Here is a 17,272-nt window from a genome sequence, read left to right as displayed (position 1 = left end):
CTCGTCGTGCTCGGAGGTCACGCGTGCTCCCCGACCGGCTGCACGTCCAGGTAGGCGGCCAGCCAGTGGTCCAGCTCGGCGAAGGTCTGCGTGCGGGCCTTCTCGCCGGACAGCACCAGGTCGTGCATGCCGCCCTCGATCCGCACGATCGTGACGTGCCGGCCCAGCTTGGGGCCCTGCGCGGCGATGTCGTCGGCGCGCAGCACGGCGTCGGCGTGGTGCAGGGCGTTGTGCCACTTGGTGGTGGCGATGGACCTGGTGGAGGCCATCAGCAGCACCGGCACGTCGATCCCGAGCCCGTGGCGCAGCCGCCGGTGGCCCTGGTGGATCGCCGACAGCCAGCCCGCGAACAGCGGGAAGCCCTCGGCGGGCTTCAGCGCGAGGTCGAAGTCCCACTCGCCGCGGTGGTCCTTGTGCAGGCTGTGCGTGTAGTGCGGGTTCATCGTCGACGGCAGGACGCGGGTCGGCGCCAGCCGGCCGATCGCCGTCACCGCGGGCCCGCCGAAGGTGCGCGCGGCCTGTGAGGCCGGCATCGACAGGAACGGCGAGTTGAGGAACAGCCCGTCCACCAGGCCGCGCCCGGCCCGCCGCCCCGCCCACAGCGCCGCCACCAGCCCACCGGTGGAGTGCCCGTTCAGCAGCAGCTGCCGGTGCCCGTCCACCTCCCGGATGACGCGGACGGCCTCGTCGATCTCCTCGTCGTACTCGGCGAGGCTCCGGACGAAGTTCGGCGACTGGTGCGGGCGCAGCGAGCGGCCGTACTTGCGCAGGTCGAGCGCGTAGAAGGAGAACCCGAGCGCGGTGTAGTGGTCGGCCAGGTTGGTCTGGAAGAAGTAGTCGTTGTACCCGTGGATGTACAGCACGGCCCGCTCCGCCCCGGGCACGACCCGTCGCACCAGCGTCGCGCAGACCGTGCCCTCGTCGTCGGGACGCAGCTCCAGCTCCGCCGCCTCGTAGGGGGCACCCAGGACGTCTTCCCGAAACTCCATCGCCGCCGCACCGATCCTTCGCTCCGCCTGCCGCCGTGCGGCAGGTGACCACCCGTTCCGAGCCACGACGATACCGGCCGGTAGCCACCGGCCGCGCGGCGGAGTCCCCGACCACGCCGGGCCGCCGTCCCCTCGGAGCCTGCCGGGAGGCGGGCGGGGCAGCCCCCGGTGGATGCCGTCGCGCACCGGCTCGGGGCACTCTCCGCACCTCCCCGCCCCTCCTCGTGCGCCTGCTGTGCGCCGGTGCGGATGTGGAACGCTTCCCGCACAGGGAAGGCGAGTTGGGGAGGTTGCATGCAGCAGGGGCACAGCGATCCGTCGCTCTACCGGTCGGCTTCCGAGGCCATCGCGGCGCCGCCGGAGAAGCTCGCGTACGTGGCCGGGTTCGACCGGGCGGGGCGGCGGCCGGACGCGCTGCTCACGGTGGACACCGATCCCGCGTCGGGGACCTACGGCAAGGTCCTGAACTTCGCCGAACTCCCCACACTGGGCGACGAGTTGCACCACTTCGGGTGGAACGCGTGCTCCAGTGCGCTGGCGCACGCCTGTCACGAGAACCCGGAGCGGCGCTTCCTGCTCCTGCCCGGCCTCCGCTCGTCCCGGCTGCACGTGATGGACACCCGGCCGGATCCGGTGCGCCCGCGGCTGGTGAAGACCGTCGAGGCCGCGGAGCTCGCGGCCAGGGCGGGCTACTCGCGCCCGCACACCCTGCACTGCGGCCCGGACGGGGTGTTCCTGTCCTGCCTGGGCGCCGGCGGGGGCGCGGACGGGCCGGGCGGGGTGGCGATCCTCGACCACACCACCTTCGACGTGCTGCGGGCCTGGGAGACCGAGCGCGGGCCGCAGCACTTCGCGTACGACGTCTGGTGGCACCTGGGCACCAACGTGGGGGTGACCAGTGAGTGGGGCACCCCGTGGATGGTCGAGGACGGCATGGTGCCGGAGCTGCTGCTGGGCCGCAAGTACGGGCACGCGCTGCACTTCTGGGAGCTGGACTCGGGCCGGCACCTGCAGCGGATCGACCTCGGCGACCAGTACCAGATGGTGCTGGAGCTGCGTCCGGCGCACGATCCGCAGGCGGAGTGGGGGTTCGCCGGGGTGGTGGCGAACGTCGAGGACCTGTCCTCCTCGATCTGGCTCTGGTACCGCGACGGGCCGGCGTTCACCGCGCGCAAGGTGATCGAGATCCCGGCCGAGCCCGCCAAGGCCGAGGACCTGCCGCCCGCGCTGCAGCCGTTCGGCGCGGTGCCGCCGCTGGTCACGGACATCAACCTGTCGGTGGACGACCGCTGGCTGTACGTGTCGGCCTGGGGCACCGGCGAGCTGTTCCAGTTCGACGTCTCGGACCCGTTCCACCCGCGGCTCGCCTCCTCGGTGCGCCTCGGCGGGGCCGTCGCCCGCACGCCGCACCCGGCCGAGCCGGGGCGGCCGTTGAGCGGGGCGCCGCAGATGGTGGAGATCAGCCGGGACGGCCGGCGGCTGTACCTCACCAACTCCCTCTACGGCGCCTGGGACGACCAGGTCTACCCGGCCGGCATCGAGCCCTGGATCGTCAAGCTGGACGCCGACACCGGGGCGGGCGGGCTGAGCGTCGACGAGCGGTTCTTCCCGCACGGCGCCGACTTCCGGGGCCTGCGCGTCCACCAGACCCACCTCGCGGGCGGCGACGCGTCGTCGGACTCGTACTGCTTCCGGTGAGCGCTCAACGCTGTAGCGCCTGGTCGTAGCGGACCCGGCCCAGCGGCAGTCCGGCGGCCACCAGCCGGCGGCGGACGGAGTCGACCATGCCGACCGGTCCGCTGACGCAGGCCAGGTGGTCGCGCCAGTCGCCCGCCGCCGCGACGGCGTCGGCGAGGCGGCCGGCGGTCACCGGGGTGAGGGTCAACCACGGCTTGCGCAGGCCGAGTTCGGCGAGCGCCTGCCAGTCGTAGAGGTCGGCGCGGTTACGGGCGCCGACGAACAGGTGGACCCGGCGGCCGGGGGGCCGGTGGGCGGCCTGCTGCTCGACGATCGCCTTCATCGGCGCGAGGCCGGTGCCTCCCGCGACGAGCAGCAGGTCGCGGGCGTCGCCGTCGGGCAGCAGGCTGCCGCGCGGCGGGCCGAGGCGCAGCCGGTCGCCGACGGCGGTGTGCTCGACCAGGGCGGCGCTGACCCCGTCGGGGCCGGTGCGGCGGACGTGGAACTCCAACTCGTTGTCGGCGCGCGGGGCGCAGCCCATCGAGTACTGCCGCCAGGTGTGCGCCAGCGCCGGGTGTTCGACGGTGCCGTACTGTCCGGCGCGGTACGGGTACGGTTCGCCGGTGCGCACCCGCAGCACGGCGAGGTCGGGGCGGCGGCGCTCGTGGCCGGTCACCACGGCGTGCCAGTACGGGGGTTCGGTGAGCGCGGAGTCGGCGCCGGCGACCATCGCGCCGACGGCGAAGCGGAGCATCCGTACCCAGGCGGCTTCCAGCTCCTCCGTCCGGTAGTCGCCGGCGCGGTGGCGGATCGCCGCGCACAGGGCTTCCTCGAAGGCCTCGTAGTGGACCGGCCGGACACCCAACTTCCGGTGGTCGCGTCCGAGTTGGCGGAGCGTGTGGCCGAGTTCGGCGGGCTGGTGGAGGTGCTCGATCAGGTGGTGGAAGATCCGTTCCAGGTGGGTCTGCTGGAACTCCATCGAGTCGGGGAAGAGCGGGCGCAGGTAGGGGCGGCGGCGGAACATGACCGCGTAGAGGTGGTCGATCAGCTCGGAGAGCGGGGCGACCAGGTGGAGGTCACGCCGGATCAGGTGCTGGTCGGCGGCGCCGTCGTACCCGCCGCTCCCGCCGTCAACGCCGTACCCGTCGTCACCGGACCCGTGGTCGGCGTAGCCGAAGTCGCCGCCGGAGGAGGCGGACGGCGCGAGGAGTCGGCGGCGTAGGCGCATCGCGTGGTGACGGGCGATCAGCCGGTCGTACTCGGCGGTGGCGGTGCCGCTGGCAAGGTGCGTGCTGCTGCTGTTGTCCATGTCCTGTCCAGTCAACTGCGCGGCCGCCGAACGCGAGAAGGGCCGATCGCCCCGGACGGACCCGGGACCATCGACCCCTTGCCAAGCGCCTCCCGGGTGGCCACGCAGTAGCCGATCCCCCCACCTCCCGATCCCCCACCTCCCGGCGCCCCCGCCGGGCCGGTGCCGCTACCGGGACGCCTCGGTGGCGGAGTCGGCCGTGTCCGACGCCGTCCCGGCCTGGAACTCGGTCGCCGCCCAACTCGCCAGCAGCCGCAGCGACTCGGCCGAGGCCGAGCCGGGTTCGGCGTGGTAGGCGACCAGCACCTGGTCGGCGTCACCGGTCGGGCGCAGGGTCTCGTACTGCAGGCTGAGGGCGCCGACCACCGCGTGGTGCAGCCGCTTGGTGCCGTGGCCCTTGTCCCGGATGTCGTAGGTGGCCCACAGGCGCCGGAAGTCCTCGCTCTTGACGGAGAGTTCGCCGATCAGCGAGGCGAGGTGGGGGTCGTCCGGGTCGCGCCCGGCGTCCAGCCGCAGCATGCCCACGATGTCGCTGGCCTTGCCCTCCCAGTCCACGTACAGGCGGCGGGCGTCCGGGTCGAGGAAGACCTGCCAGGCCATGTTGCGCTGCTCCGGCGGCAGCACGGCGAAGTCGCCCAGCAGGGCGCTGCCGAGCCGGTTCCAGGCGATGACGTCCAGGCGGCGGCCCAGCACGTACGCGGGCACGCCCTCCATCGCGTCCAGCAGTTGCTGCAACGCGGGACGCACCCGCTGCACCCGGGCGGCGGCCCGGCCGGAGCGGCGCCGGGCGGGCTTGGTGAGCCGGCCGAGGTGGTCGCGTTCGGCCGGGCTGAGCCGCAGCACCCGGGCGATGGCGTCCAGCACGGCGACCGAGACGTTCTCACCGTGGCCCTGTTCGAGCCGGGTGTAGTAGGCGGTGCTCACTCCGGCGAGCTGGGCCAGCTCCTCGCGGCGCAGCCCGGGCACCCGGCGACGGGTGGTGGTGTGCGGCAGCCCCACGTCCTCGGGCCGCAGCCGGGCGCGGCGGGATCGGAGGAACTCGCTGAGTTCGGTGCGCTGGTCCATGTCTGCAGTATGCGGGCGATCCGGCGCCCCGGGGCGGGCGAGGGTGACACTGCCGTGCGTACCCTCCGCAGACGTAGGCCCGGCCGACCTAGGCACGGCCCGCGTAGGTCCGGCCCGCCTACGTTCGGCCCGCCTACGTCCCGGCTTCGTACGAAGACCTCGGGTCTGGTTGGCCCGATCGCGGCGCCGCAGTCTGTGGGCATGACGAACGAGACGACGAAGACCACCACGAACACCCCCGGCACCACCCGCACCGTCGCCGCCTACGCGGCGCAGCAGCCCGACGCCCCGCTGGCGAAGACCACCGTCACCCGCCGGGCCGTCGGCGAGCACGACATCGTGATCGACATCCGGTTCTCCGGCATCTGCCACTCCGACATCCACCAGGTCGGCGAGGACTGGGGCACCGGCATCTTCCCGATGGTCCCGGGCCACGAGATCGCCGGCGTGGTCGCCGAGGTCGGCCCCGGCGTGACCCGCTGGAAGGTCGGCGACCGGGTCGGCGTCGGCTGCTTCGTCGACTCCTGCCGCGAGTGCGACAACTGCCGGGCCGGTCTCCAGCAGTACTGCACCGGGGAGGGCGGCGCCGTCTTCACCTACAACGGCACGGGCAAGGACGGCCTGCCGACCTACGGCGGCTACTCCGCGGAGCTGGTGGTGGACGAGGCGTACGCGCTGAGCATCCCCGACAACCTGCCGCTGGACGCCGCGGCGCCGCTGCTGTGCGCGGGCATCACGCTGTACTCGCCGCTCGCCCACTGGGGTGCGGGCCCGGGCAAGAAGGTCGCGATCGTCGGCCTCGGCGGCCTCGGCCACATGGGCGTGAAGCTCGCCCACGCGATGGGCGCGGAGGTCACCGTGCTCAGCCAGTCGCTGCGCAAGCGCGAGGACGGTCTCAAGCTCGGCGCCGACCACTACCGGGCCACCTCCGACCCGGCGACCTTCGGCGAGCTGGCGGGCAGCTTCGACCTGATCGTCAACACCGTCTCCGCCGACCTCGACCTCAGCGCCTACCTGGGCCTGCTGCGCACCGGCGGCACGATGGTGCAGGTCGGCGCGCCGGAGAAGCCGGTGTCGGTCAACGCCCACGCGCTGCTCGGCGGGCGCCGCTCGCTGGCCGGGTCGATGATCGGCGGCCTGCCGGAGACCCAGGAGATGCTGGACTTCTGCGGTGAGCACGGCATCACCGCCGAGATCGAGCTGATCCGGGCCGAGCAGATCAACGAGGCCTACCGGCGGGTGCTGGCCGGCGACGTCCGGTTCCGCTTCGTGATCGACGCCTCGACCATCTGATCCGGGGTCCGGGGGCCGGGGTCCGGGGCCGTCCGGTCCGCGGCCACCTCCCCACGCGAAGGCGCCTGCGCGAAGGCGGCCTGCGCGAAGGTGCCCCGCGCCCCCGGTGCTCTCCCGTCACCGGGGCGCGGGGCCCCCGCGTCAGACCGAGGCGGTCTTGGCCGCGTGCCGTTCCTCGCGGCGGTCCAGCCGCCGCTGCCGGCCCCGGCGCAGCGGTTGGTCGGGCAGCCAGCCGAAGGTGAGGCAGGCGCCGACCACCCCGAGCAGCATCCCGATCAGGAAGCCGCCCAGGTTGGACGTGACCCAGCTGCCCAGCGAGGCCAGCACGGCGAGGATGGAGTAGAACAGCCGCTGCGCCGGGTTGAAGAGGATCAGCAAGCCGCACAGCACCATCACCGCCGGCACCAGGTACCCGGCCAGTCCCTGCATCCCGATGTGCAGGACGACGGGCAGCGGGGCCCGCAGGGTGAACAGGATCTCGGCACCGCCGAGCAGCACCAGCAGCCCGCCCCAGAACGGCCGCCTGCCCCGCCAGTCGCGCTTGGCCGGGCGGGCGGGGGGCCCGGCGGCGGGAGCGGCGGCGGCGGTGCCGGGCGCGGCGGCCGTCCCCTCGGCCACCGCCTCCTCGGCCCGCGCCGCGGTGCCCTCGCCGGTCCCGGCCGGCTCCGGTACGGACTCCGTCATGCTCAGCAGCCCTGGGAGCCGAAGCTCAGCCGCAGGTTCGGCAGTTTGAACCCGACGGCGGTGCTCGCGTAGTTGTGCTGCTTGAGGTTGGTCAGCTGGACGGTGTCGGCCTGCTGGCCGAAGACGCCCGGGTTGCCCTTGCCGACCGGGCCGGCCTTGGTGAAGGTGCTGGCGTCGCCGCCGATCTCGATGTTGGTGAACTCCGCGTCGCCGGACAGCAGATCGGAGTCGGTGGTGAGGTTGGTGGCGGAGACGGGGGTGCCGCCGTCGCCCGCGTGGATCACCAGGTTGACGCCGCCGAGGTCGACGCTCTGGCACAGGTTGGTGATCTGCGCGGTCTTGATCGCCGACACCGCGACCAGGACCTGGCCGCCGGTGGAGCCCGCGTTGGGGCTGTCGGGGATCATCGAGTCCAGCGAGCCGAACTGGGCGAAGCCCTGTCCGTCGAGCTTGTCGGCGGTGATGGTGAACGGCATTCCGGAGATGGAGAATTGGGCGGCGAGCACGCCCTGGGCGGTGAGCGCCATCAGGACGCCCCCGGCCGCGATGGCCGGCACGGCCATCAGAGCGGTGCGCTTGAGCCGGACCCGGCCTCTTCTCGGGCCGGCCGGCTGGGGGGTCTCGGCCGCGGCGGCGGCGTCCTCGGACATGGCCATGTGTGCTCCCTCTGGGTGGATTGGGTGTGCAGGCACTGGCACGTTGCCCTGGCGCGGACAGCGTTGCGCGGCCCGACCGGGCCACCCGCCCCTCGGCAGCGGGGCGGGTCCGGTTCGGAGCGCGGTAAGTAACTGGGAAGCTACTGCCCGGTATTGGCCGGGTCAATACGGGTGCACGAAGGATCTTCACCAATCCCGGCCCCGAGCCGTTCGGCCGTCTCCGCCGGGACCGTTCGTACCGGCGCCTCCGCCGCCCCGGGCCGTGCGGCCGCCTCCGCCGGGCCCAGCCGTACGGCCGCCTCCGCCGGGCCGAGGAACGGCGCCAGGCAGAACATGCTCAACACCGGCAACAGCTCCGGCAGTCGATCGGTCCGGCCGGAGGCGATCCCGCGGTAGAGCGCGCTGTAGACACCGCCCACCACGGCGTCCACCATCTCGTCCACCCCTACACCGCCCGGCAGTTGGGGCACCTCGGCGAAGAACGCTCGGAACCTGGTGAGGAGTTGTTCGCGCTCACGCCGCCCCTCCGCGCCGACCGCCTCGATCTCGATCACCGCGATCGTCGCGAACGCCGGTGTCCCGGCGAGCAGTTGGAGCATCGCGCCGAGCGCCTGCCGGATCCCGTGGCACCAGTCGGATTCGGCCGCGAAGGCTCCCGCCATCCGCCGCAGCACCACCCCGGTGCCGTACCGGTGCGCCGCCAGGAAGGCGTCCTCCTTGCCGCTGAACAGCTCGTAGAAGACCGGCCTGGTCACACCCGCCGCGCGGCAGATGTCGCTCACCGTCGCGTGCTGGTAGCCGCGTTCGGCGACGGTCTGGACCAGCCCGTCCAGCAGCCGCTCGCGCTGCGTCGCGGCGACCACGCCGGCGGGCTGCCGGCGCGGGCCCGGCTTGATCGACCGGGCGGGATCGCGGCCGGTCCGCGCACCGGGCAGCAGGACCACGTCGGCACTCCGGAGGTAGTTCCGATCCATCACCAACTCCTGTGTCCTGTATTGACATTGACGCAACAGCGGGTTTACAACACTGACAGGTTTCCAACCGGTGGGCGAGCAGGCCCCCACCGGCCGACCTCCAGGGGCTCCCACGATCCGGGCGAACCTCCCGGACCACGGGACCACGGCGGGCGCAGGCCCGCGGCGGTGGCAGCCGCCGACGTGCACCCCCACAGCACCGCACGTCCGCAACGAATCGACGCAGTACCACTGCGCAGCGCCTCTGCCCAGTGCCGCTCCGACATGACGCTCCGCCGTGGCGCTTCGCGGAGCGGATGCGCAGAGCCACTTCGCAGGGCCACCTCGCAGGACCACTTCGCCGAGCCGCGTCGCAGGGCTGCTCCTCAGCACCGCTGTGTCGTGCACCGCCGTCCGGACACACCTCCGCACCGCACGAGCGGGCCCGTGGCGCCGGGCCCGCCCGCACCGCGGCCCCGCCGGAGCCCCCGGTACGCCATGCACCTCCCCCGTCGTGCACACCACCACACCCGCACGCCGGGAATCCCCCCACCCGTCCCCGGGACGGAGAGAGGTACCCTCATGCGCATCCGCCGCACCCTCGCCACCGCCGCCCTCGCCGCACTCGCCCTCACCGGCGCGGCCGTGGCACCCGCCGAGGCCGCCACCGCCGTACTCACCACCGGAAGCCCGGCCGGCCCGGCCGTCGCCGTCGGCGACGTCCTGAGCGCCAACCTGGTCTCCGGCAGCTTCGCCACCTTCTACAACAGCGCCACCGGGACGAGCGGCATCAAGTGCGCCGCCTCCTCCTTCTCGGCGACCGTCACCTCCAACCCGGCCGCCCCGGGCAGTGCCGTCGAGCAGCTCAACACCCAGACCTTCGGCTCCTGCACCTCCAACGTCCTCGGCGTCACGGGCGTCAAGAGCATCACCGTCACCAACCTGCCGTTCACCAACACGGTCAGCGACGCCCCCGGCAACCCGGTCAAGCTCACCCCCGGCGCAGCCGGCCCGATGGGCACCACCGTGGTGCTCAGCACCATCCTGGGCAGCATCAGCTGCAACTACCAGAACGCCACCGGGATCAACGGCACCACCTCGAACACCGGCAACACCATCGGCTTCTCCGCCCAGCCGTTCACCCTGGTCTCCGGCCCCGGCCTGTGCTTCTCGACGGGCTACTTCAGCGCCACCTACGGCCCGGTCACCGACACCTCCGTCGCCGGCAGCCCGGTCATCTTCGTCAACTGACGCAGCGGGCCCACCGGTTCGACCCGCGGCGTACGGCCCCGGCAGGCCGTACGCCGCTCCGCCACGCGTTCGCTCACGCACGTCCCCCTCCTCCGCACCCCGGACCTGCGCCCACCACGCGGGCCCCCGGCCCCGCGACAAGGAAGTGACCGGCCGGTAGGGTGGCGCCGCACGGAGACGGCGAACCGGAACGGGGCAGGCGGATGACCAGCGGCAGCAGCGGGAACGGCGACGGCACGGGCTTCTTCACCTCGGTCGCGGACGCCGCCGAACAGCTCGCCGCCACCGGCTACCTCGCCTCCACCCCCGTCGCCACCACCGTCTTCCTCGCCGACCGGCTCGGCAAGCCACTGCTCGTCGAGGGCCCCGCCGGGGTCGGCAAGACCGAACTCGCCAAGGCCGTCGCCGCGATCGGCCGGGCCAGGCTGGTCCGGCTCCAGTGCTACGAGGGCATCGACGAGGCCCGCGCGCTCTACGAGTGGAACCACGCCAAGCAGCTGCTGCGGATCACCGCCGGCCGCGACGAGGGCTGGGACGAGGCCCGCGGCGACATCTTCGGCGAGGAGTTCCTGCTCACCCGCCCGCTGCTCACCGCCATCCGCGGCGAGGAGCCGACGGTGCTGCTGATCGACGAGATGGACAAGGCCGACGTGGAGGTCGAGGCGCTGCTGCTGGAGGTGCTCAGCGACTTCCAGGTCACCGTCCCCGAGCTCGGCACCATCACCGCGAGCCGCCGCCCCTTCGTCCTGCTCACCTCCAACGCCACCCGCGAGCTCTCCGAGGCCCTGCGCCGCCGCTGCCTCTTCCTCCACCTCGACTACCCGGACGCCGAGCTGGAGCGCCGGATCGTCCGCCTCAAGGTGCCCGGACTGGACGACACGCTGGCCGAATCGCTGGTCCGGATCGTCGGCGCGCTGCGGGCGATGGAGCTGCGCAAGGCGCCGTCCGTCGCCGAGACCATCGACTGGGCCCGCACCCTGCTCGCACTCGGCGCGGACACCCTCGACGAGGCGGCCGTCCGCGACACCCTCGGGGTGATCCTCAAGCACCAGGACGACATCCGGAAGGCCACCCGGAAGCTCACCCCGGCATGACCGGCGCACCGCAGCCCGCCGAAGCAGGCACCACGGCAGCAGGTGCGACGGCGCCAGGCACGGCGGCCGCGACCGGAGCAGCCGGCCCCGCCGACACCGCCGCCCGCCTGACCGGCCTGGTCCGCGCCCTGCGCGGCCACGGACTGCGGACCGGCCCCGCCGAGACCGTCGACGCCGCCGCCGTCCTCGACGTCCTCGGCTTCGCCGACCGTGAGCAGATGCGGGCCGGTCTGGCCGCCGCCCTGCTGCGCTCCGACGGCCAGCGGACCGTCTTCGACGCCACCTTCGACCTCTTCTTCCCCCTCGGCGTCGGCACCCCCGAAGCCTTCCGCGCCGACCCGCCGCCGGTGCCCGAGGACCCCGAGCCGCCGCGCTACGGCCGCCCCGACCCGCTCCGCGACGACCTGCGCGAACGCCTCGCCGCCGCCCTGGCCGCCGACGACCGAGCCGCCCAGGCCCGGCTCGCCGGCGAGGTCGTGGAGGCCTTCGGCCGGTACGGAGCCGGCGGCGTGCCCGGCTCCGACGGCTGGTCCGCCCAGCAGGCGCTCGGCCGGATCAACCCGGACACCCTGCTCGCCCGGATCCTCGCCGCCCTGCGCAGCGGGCCCGGCTCGCCGGACCTCTCCGACCTCGTCCTCACCGACGAGGTCCGCCGCCGGATCCGCGACTTCCGCGCCCTGGTCGCCGGCGAGGCCCGCCGGCGGGTCGCCGAGCTGCGCGGCCCCGAGCGGATCGCCGAGCGCGCCGTCGCCCCCACCGCCGACCGGATCGACTTCCTCTACGCCGGCCGCGACCAGCTCGCCGAACTACGCCGCACCGTCCACCCGTTGGCCCGCAAGCTCGCCACCCGCCTGGCCGCCCGGCGCCGCCGCGCCGCCCGCGGCCACATCGACCTGCGCCGCACCCTGCGCCGCTCCCTCGGCACCGGCGGCGTGCCGCTGCGCCTCGCCCACCGGCTGCGCCGCCCGGCCCGGCCGGAGCTGGTGCTGCTGTGCGACGTCTCCGGCTCGGTGGCGGGCTTCGCCGACTTCACCATGCTGCTGGTGCAGGCGATGAGCGAACAGTTCAGCAAGGTCCGGGTGTTCGCCTTCGTCAACCGCACCGCCGAGGTCACCGACCTGCTCCGGGACGGCGACGACCCGGCCCGTCTGGCCGCCCGGATCCTCGGCCAGGCCCAGGTCACCGGCTACCACGGCAACAGCGACTACGGCTCCGCCCTCGGCGGCTTCGCGGACCACCACCTCGACGCCGTCGGCCCGCGCACCTGCGTCCTGGTCCTCGGCGACGCCCGCACCAACCACCGCGACCCCAACCTCGACGCCCTGCGCCGGATCGCCGGCCGGGCGCGGCGGGTCATCTGGCTCAACCCCGAGCAGGCCTCCCTGTGGTCCACCGGCGACTCCGCCGCCCACGCCTACGCGGACGTCGTCGACATGCACCCGTGCCGCAACGCCCGCCGCCTCGGCGAACTCATCGCCCGCCTCCTGCCGGTCTGAGCCGCGCCCCGGCTCCCGGCCCTCCGGACGTCCGTGCCCGGGGGCCATCTCCTCGCTGGGGGAACCGACCGGGCCCGGGGAACCGACCGGGCCCGGGCGACCGCGCTCCGGCCGCCCGGGAGCGGGCCGTCAGTCCAGCGAGCCGAGGAAGTCCAGCAGCGCCTCGTTGACCTCGGCCGGGCGCTCCTGCTGCGTCCAGTGCCCGGTGTCCGGGAGCCGGAGGTGCCGGTGCAGCCGCGGCGTCACCTGCTGCAGCAGGTACGCCATCACCTCGCGCGGGACCATCGCGTTGACCAGGTCCTGCTCACCGGTCACGTACAGCGCGGGCGCCTCGATCCGGCGGCCGGTGAACGCCGCCATCAGCTCGTTGTTCCGGTCGATGTTGCGGTACCAGTTGAGCCCCCCGGTGAAGGCGCGCTCGCCGTGCCGGGCGTAGTCGGCCGCGAAGGCGTCGATGTCCGCCTCGGTGAGCCAGCCCGGCAGCCGCGCCGGCTCCGGGACGGTGTCCAGCAGCTTCATGCCCTCGGGGACGACCCACGCCCTCGGTACCCCGTCGGGGGAGATCCCGCCGAGGATGCGGCGGAAGGAGGACTTGGGGTCGGCCGCCAGCTCGGCGTCGGCGCGGCCAGGCTCCTGGAAGTAGATCTGGTAGAAGCCCTCGCCGAAGCGCTCCCGGGACAGCGCCAGCGGCGTCGGCCCGGACGGCAGGGGCGGCACGCTGAGCCCGGCGACGCCGCGCACCAGGTCGGGCCGCAGGGCCGCGGTGGCCCAGGCGACGGGGGCGCCCCAGTCGTGCCCGACCACCACCGCCCGTTCCTCCCCGAGCGCGCCGATCAGCGCCGTCACGTCGCCGACCAGGTGCAGCAGGGTGTACGCGTCGACACTCGCGGGCTGCTCGCTGCGGGCGTAGCCGCGCTGGTCGGGCGCCACCACCCGGTAGCCGGCCTCGGCGAGCGGCGCGAACTGGTGACGCCAGGAGTACCAGCTCTCCGGGAAGCCGTGCAGCAGCAGGACCAGCGGCCCCTCCCCCTGCTCGGCCAGGTGCAGCCGCACCCCGTTCACCTCGACGTCGCTGTGCTTGACGGCCTCGTACGACACGTGGTTCCCCATTCCTCAAGAACGTCCGTCCGTTCCCGAACCTGCCCAGCCGCCCGGCCCCGGAACCCCGCGTCCGTCCTCCGGCCGGAAGCAGCCGAGGCCGCCCCGGGAATCCGGGACGGCCTCGGCCTTCGGTTTCGTGACGGAGCGTCAGTTCACCGTGTAGCTGTACGGAATCGCCGCGAGCACCGCACCGGTGGTGTTCAGGACGTTGTTGGTGGTGGCCACCCCGGTCGGGCCGGACACCAGGTACAGCACACCCTTGACCGTGCTGCCCTTCGGGCCGGCCGGGGTCAGCGTCACCTGCAGCGAGCCGGTGGCGCCGGGGGCGACGGTCACCGGGTTGGCGGCCTGGGCCGAGGCGTTCACCGAGGCGGCGTACGGGTCACCGGTGCTGGAGGCCAGCGCCGGGTCGAAGGCCTGGGTGTGCGCGGTGGCCGTGATGGTGGACGTGCCGGTCGGCGCGCCGCCGGTGCCGAACGGGCCGATCTGCTGGACGAAGGTGCTCCAGTTGCCCGGGACGACCGGCTGCTCGGCGGTGCCGTTGTCGGTCACGACCGAGATGGTGGAGCCGTTCTGGGCCTTCTTCAGGTCGCCGAACAGGTCCGGCGAGCCGGTGGTGGCGCTCAGCTCGATCTGCGCCGGCGTCGAGGACGCCGCCACGGCCTTGAGCTGGTCGGTGCCCGGCGGCACCAGGAAGGACGGCACCGTGGAGCTGAGGCTCAGCGGCAGGTTGACGTTCGCCGAGGCGCCCTGCGGCACCAGCGGCACGTCCACCCGGCGGTCCAGGCGACCGTCGGCCGCGATCTTCTGGGTGGCGACGGTGTTGTTGGTGTAGTTCACCTGGACGGTGACCGGCTTGCCGGCCGCCAGCTTGGTGTGCGCGTCGTTCGGCAGACCGGCCGCGGTGGCCTGGTCCTGGTCGAACGCGACGGTGCCGGTGAAGTCCTGGGCGAGCTGCTGGCCGCTGACCGGGCCGAGCACGTTCAGGACGAACCGCCAGCGGCCGGCGGCCGGGTTGACGGTGGTGGCCGAGACGCCGGCCGCGGTGCCGGTCAGGTTGCCCTGGGCGTCGAACAGGCCGTTGCCCTCGATGTCGATCGGGGTGCCGTTCGGGCTGATCAGCGCACCCTGCATGAGCAGGTTGGAGTCCTTGCCGACGGTGACGCCGACCCGCAGGTCCTTCTGGCCCTTCGGGACGTCGAAGCCGTAGGTGAAGCCCTGCGTCGGCGAGGCGCTGCGGCCGTTGCCACCGGTGATGGTGCCGGTGAAGGTGCCCTTGCCCTGGTTGACCGGGACGAGGCTGCGCAGCGTGACCGGCACGCTGGTGGTGTTGCCGTTGGAGCTGGAGACGGTGATCGCCTCGCTGGAGTCACCGCTGGTCGCCGGGGTGGTCAGCTGGACCTTGAGGGTCTTGGTCTGACCGGGCTTCAGCTCGGCGGTGCTCGGGCTCACCGCGCCGGCCGGGACGGCCCGCTGGGTGGCGGTGCCGAACTGGACCGGACCGGTGAAGCCGGCCTTGCCCGCCGGGGTGTAGAGGATCGCGGTCCACTCGCCGGCGACCGGGTGCGGGACGTCCACCAGGCCGAAGTTCGCCGGGGTGGCGCCGCCCTGCGGACGGGTGTTGGTCTCGAAGCGGCCCGACGGGTCGAGCAGCGTCATGCGGACCACCGGGCCGTTGGTGACCGGGTTGGGCGCGCCGTGCCAGGCGATCGACGCCGCGAGGCGGTCGGCACCGGCCGGGACGGTGAACTTGACCTGCTTCTGCACCCAGTCCGCACCGTTGGTGGCGTACTTGAAGGTGTCCGTCGAGGCCGAGTCCAGCTGGACGGTCTGCTGGTTGCTCGCCTGCGGGGCGAAGCTGCGGGTCGCGGCGCTCACCGTCTGGGGCTCGTCACTGGTGTTGGTGACGGACACGTCGGCGGTGTGGGCCGAGCCGGGGGTGCCGGCGATGTCGACCTGGCCGGTGTTGACCACGACGGTGTTGGCGCCGTCGGTGCCGTCCCCGTCGTCGTAGCCGCGGGCGGCCTCGACGGCGGCGCGGACGTTCAGCAGGCCGGCGCCCTGCTCCTCGGCCGGGACGCCGAGGTCGGTGGCGGTGCCGGTGAGGAACTTCTTCACCAGCGCCGGGGCCGGCGAGTCGCCGCCGTGGGTGTCGCGGTAGGCCTGGATGACCAGGGCCGCGGCGCCGGTGACGAACGGAGCGGCCTGGCTGGTGCCGCCGAAGGGCTGGATCGGCGAGGGCTTGCCGTTGAAGCCCGTGCAGTCCTCGTACTTGGCGGTGTCCGGGGTGCACAGCGCCCAGTCCGACTCGCCCGGGGCGACCAGGTCGACGGTGCGGCCGGCCTGGGTGAAGCCGCCCGAGGAGAGCGCGGAGATGCGGCTGTTGCTCCAGGTCTTGTTGGAGAACTGGGCGGCCGCGTAGCCGGTCTGCTGGTAGTTCTGGTTGTCGGTGGAGGCGCCGACCGAGATCACGGACGGGTCGGTCGACGGCGTGCCGACGGTGCCGCTGATGCCGGCGTCACCGGAGGAGACGGCGACGGTGACACCGGCCTTGACGGCCTGCTCGTTGAAGAGCGAGATGGTGTCGTGCGCGCCGCTGTCCGGGGTGACGTTGCCGCCGAAGGACTCGTTCAGCACGTCGACGTGGGCGACCCGCACCGCGTAGTCGATCGACTGCAGGATCGACGAGTTGGACATCAGCTCGCCGCCGGCCTTCAGGGCGACCAGGTCGGCGTCCGGGGCGAGGCCGCGGATGCGGATGTTGCAGCCCGCCGGGAGCGGGTGCGAGGGGTTGACGAACTGCGAGACGTCGTAGACCTGGCGGCCCTGGGCGATGACCGCCGAGGCGTCGCCGAAGGCCTCGGCGGCACCGGTCGGCGCGTCCCAGCCGTCGCCCGCGAAGTCCTTGTAGTCGACGACGGCGTGCGAGCCGTCGGCCCGGATGAAGTCCGGGTTGTTCGGGTCGAGGCCGTCCGCGATGTAGGCGACCTTGACGCCCTTGCCGGTGGCCAGGTTCTCCACGCCGGGCTTGCCGTTGCCGGTGTAGGCCCGGACCGAGTACAGGCCCTCGGGCTCCAGCAGGGGCTTGCTCGGGTCGGAGGGGCACGCCGTGTTGGTCGCGTTCTCCTCCGCGCCCTGGCCGTTGCTGCCCGAGACGGCCTGCGGAGCGGCGGCGGCCTTGGGCGCCTTCGCGCCGGCGGCGTTCGCGGGGTCGGCGGCGTCCTTGGCCTGCTTCGCCTTGCCGGCGGACGCCGGGGCGACCTGGACCTGGGCGTCGGCCACCACGGCGGCGACGGCCGGGTCGGCCTGCAGTTGGGCGCGCAGAGCGGGGCTGACGGTCGCCGAGAAGGCGTTGCCGACCACGAAGGTCTTGATGTCGGTGCCGCCGCCCGCCTTGACCTTGTTCAGCAGCGGCGCCTGCGCGGAGGCGGTCTTCTGCTGACGGGCGCCGATGTGGCCGTGGTCGGCCGGGGCGTCCGCGATCTGGTCCTTCAGGATCACGATCACCGGTGCCGGGGCCCCGTCCGCGGACGCCGCCCGGGCGTTCTGCGGATCCGGGTTCGGCGCTGCGTCGGCGATGGTCCCGAGGCTCAGGACCATGGACGCGGCGGTGACCGTGACGGCAGCTGTTAGCTGGGCTTTCCGCCAGCCGATCATGGACATCCTTTCGTCTGATGAATGGCTGACGCAATCCAACTCAGCTG

13 protein-coding genes are annotated in these 17,272 nt (G+C 73.4%); 5 read left to right on the top strand and 8 right to left on the bottom strand.

Annotated features, from left to right (window positions below; all coding sequences use genetic code 11):
- Positions 1-17 precede the first annotated feature (17 nt).
- On the bottom strand, positions 18-989 hold the full coding sequence (locus ACZ7KX_RS03230; protein ID WP_470325011.1) for an alpha/beta hydrolase: 972 nt from the start codon (positions 987-989) through the stop codon (positions 18-20).
- Positions 990-1,283: 294 nt separating this feature from the next.
- Between ACZ7KX_RS03230 and ACZ7KX_RS03225 the strand changes: the two genes are divergently transcribed.
- On the top strand, positions 1,284-2,687 hold the full coding sequence (locus ACZ7KX_RS03225; protein ID WP_470325010.1) for a selenium-binding protein SBP56-related protein: 1,404 nt from the start codon (positions 1,284-1,286) through the stop codon (positions 2,685-2,687).
- A 4-nt stretch (positions 2,688-2,691) separates the two neighbouring features.
- On the opposite strand, the gene ACZ7KX_RS03220 is transcribed toward ACZ7KX_RS03225, so the two are convergent.
- Both ACZ7KX_RS03220 and ACZ7KX_RS03215 read right to left on the bottom strand, forming a co-directional pair.
- Positions 2,692-3,975, bottom strand: coding sequence for a globin domain-containing protein (locus ACZ7KX_RS03220; protein WP_470325009.1), 1,284 nt, complete (start codon positions 3,973-3,975; stop codon positions 2,692-2,694).
- 168 nt (positions 3,976-4,143) lie between these two features.
- Positions 4,144-5,040 carry a helix-turn-helix domain-containing protein gene (locus ACZ7KX_RS03215; protein ID WP_470325008.1) on the bottom strand — a complete coding sequence of 299 codons (897 nt, stop codon included), beginning with the start codon at positions 5,038-5,040 and terminating at the stop codon, positions 4,144-4,146.
- Positions 5,041-5,241: 201 nt separating this feature from the next.
- Here ACZ7KX_RS03215 and ACZ7KX_RS03210 point away from each other — a divergent pair, with 201 nt between their 5' ends.
- Positions 5,242-6,333 (top strand): NAD(P)-dependent alcohol dehydrogenase, encoded by a 1,092-nt coding sequence (locus ACZ7KX_RS03210; RefSeq protein WP_470325007.1) that lies wholly within the window; start codon positions 5,242-5,244, stop codon positions 6,331-6,333.
- A gap of 141 nt (positions 6,334-6,474) precedes the next feature.
- Here ACZ7KX_RS03210 and ACZ7KX_RS03205 read toward each other — a convergent pair whose 3' ends face one another.
- The 3 genes from ACZ7KX_RS03205 to ACZ7KX_RS03195 form a co-directional block, all read right to left on the bottom strand.
- A complete protein-coding gene (locus ACZ7KX_RS03205; RefSeq protein ID WP_470325006.1) occupies positions 6,475-7,017 on the bottom strand; it encodes a DUF6114 domain-containing protein in 543 nt (180 codons plus the stop codon).
- 2 nt (positions 7,018-7,019) lie between these two features.
- The gene (locus tag ACZ7KX_RS03200) at positions 7,020-7,673 is read right to left on the bottom strand and encodes a DUF6230 family protein (protein ID WP_470325005.1); all 654 of its coding nucleotides are present in this window, start codon (positions 7,671-7,673) and stop codon (positions 7,020-7,022) included.
- Between the two features lie 140 nt (positions 7,674-7,813).
- The gene (locus ACZ7KX_RS03195) at positions 7,814-8,647 is read right to left on the bottom strand and encodes a TetR/AcrR family transcriptional regulator (protein WP_470325004.1); all 834 of its coding nucleotides are present in this window, start codon (positions 8,645-8,647) and stop codon (positions 7,814-7,816) included.
- A 561-nt stretch (positions 8,648-9,208) separates the two neighbouring features.
- Here ACZ7KX_RS03195 and ACZ7KX_RS03190 point away from each other — a divergent pair.
- The 3 genes from ACZ7KX_RS03190 to ACZ7KX_RS03180 all read left to right on the top strand — a co-directional run bounded on the left by ACZ7KX_RS03190 (position 9,209) and on the right by ACZ7KX_RS03180 (position 12,467).
- A complete protein-coding gene (locus ACZ7KX_RS03190) occupies positions 9,209-9,877 on the top strand; it encodes a Tat pathway signal sequence domain protein (RefSeq protein WP_470325003.1) in 669 nt (222 codons plus the stop codon).
- A 203-nt stretch (positions 9,878-10,080) separates the two neighbouring features.
- Positions 10,081-10,971 carry an AAA family ATPase gene (locus ACZ7KX_RS03185; protein ID WP_470325002.1) on the top strand — a complete coding sequence of 297 codons (891 nt, stop codon included), beginning with the start codon at positions 10,081-10,083 and terminating at the stop codon, positions 10,969-10,971.
- Positions 10,968-12,467 carry a vWA domain-containing protein gene (locus tag ACZ7KX_RS03180; protein WP_470325001.1) on the top strand — a complete coding sequence of 500 codons (1,500 nt, stop codon included), beginning with the start codon at positions 10,968-10,970 and terminating at the stop codon, positions 12,465-12,467. Before ACZ7KX_RS03185 ends, ACZ7KX_RS03180 begins: the two co-directional genes overlap by 4 nt.
- A 129-nt stretch (positions 12,468-12,596) precedes the next feature.
- Here ACZ7KX_RS03180 and ACZ7KX_RS03175 read toward each other — a convergent pair whose 3' ends face one another.
- On the bottom strand, positions 12,597-13,577 hold the full coding sequence (locus ACZ7KX_RS03175; RefSeq protein ID WP_396552072.1) for an alpha/beta fold hydrolase: 981 nt from the start codon (positions 13,575-13,577) through the stop codon (positions 12,597-12,599).
- Positions 13,578-13,715: 138 nt separating this feature from the next.
- Positions 13,716-17,225 (bottom strand): S8 family serine peptidase, encoded by a 3,510-nt coding sequence (locus ACZ7KX_RS03170; protein WP_470325000.1) that lies wholly within the window; start codon positions 17,223-17,225, stop codon positions 13,716-13,718.
- Positions 17,226-17,272 lie beyond the last annotated feature (47 nt).

Source organism: Kitasatospora sp. NPDC038210, from assembly GCF_055600605.1.
The sequence above is the reverse complement of the archived record's forward strand: the minus strand, read 5'-3'. Positions and strand labels throughout refer to the sequence as shown.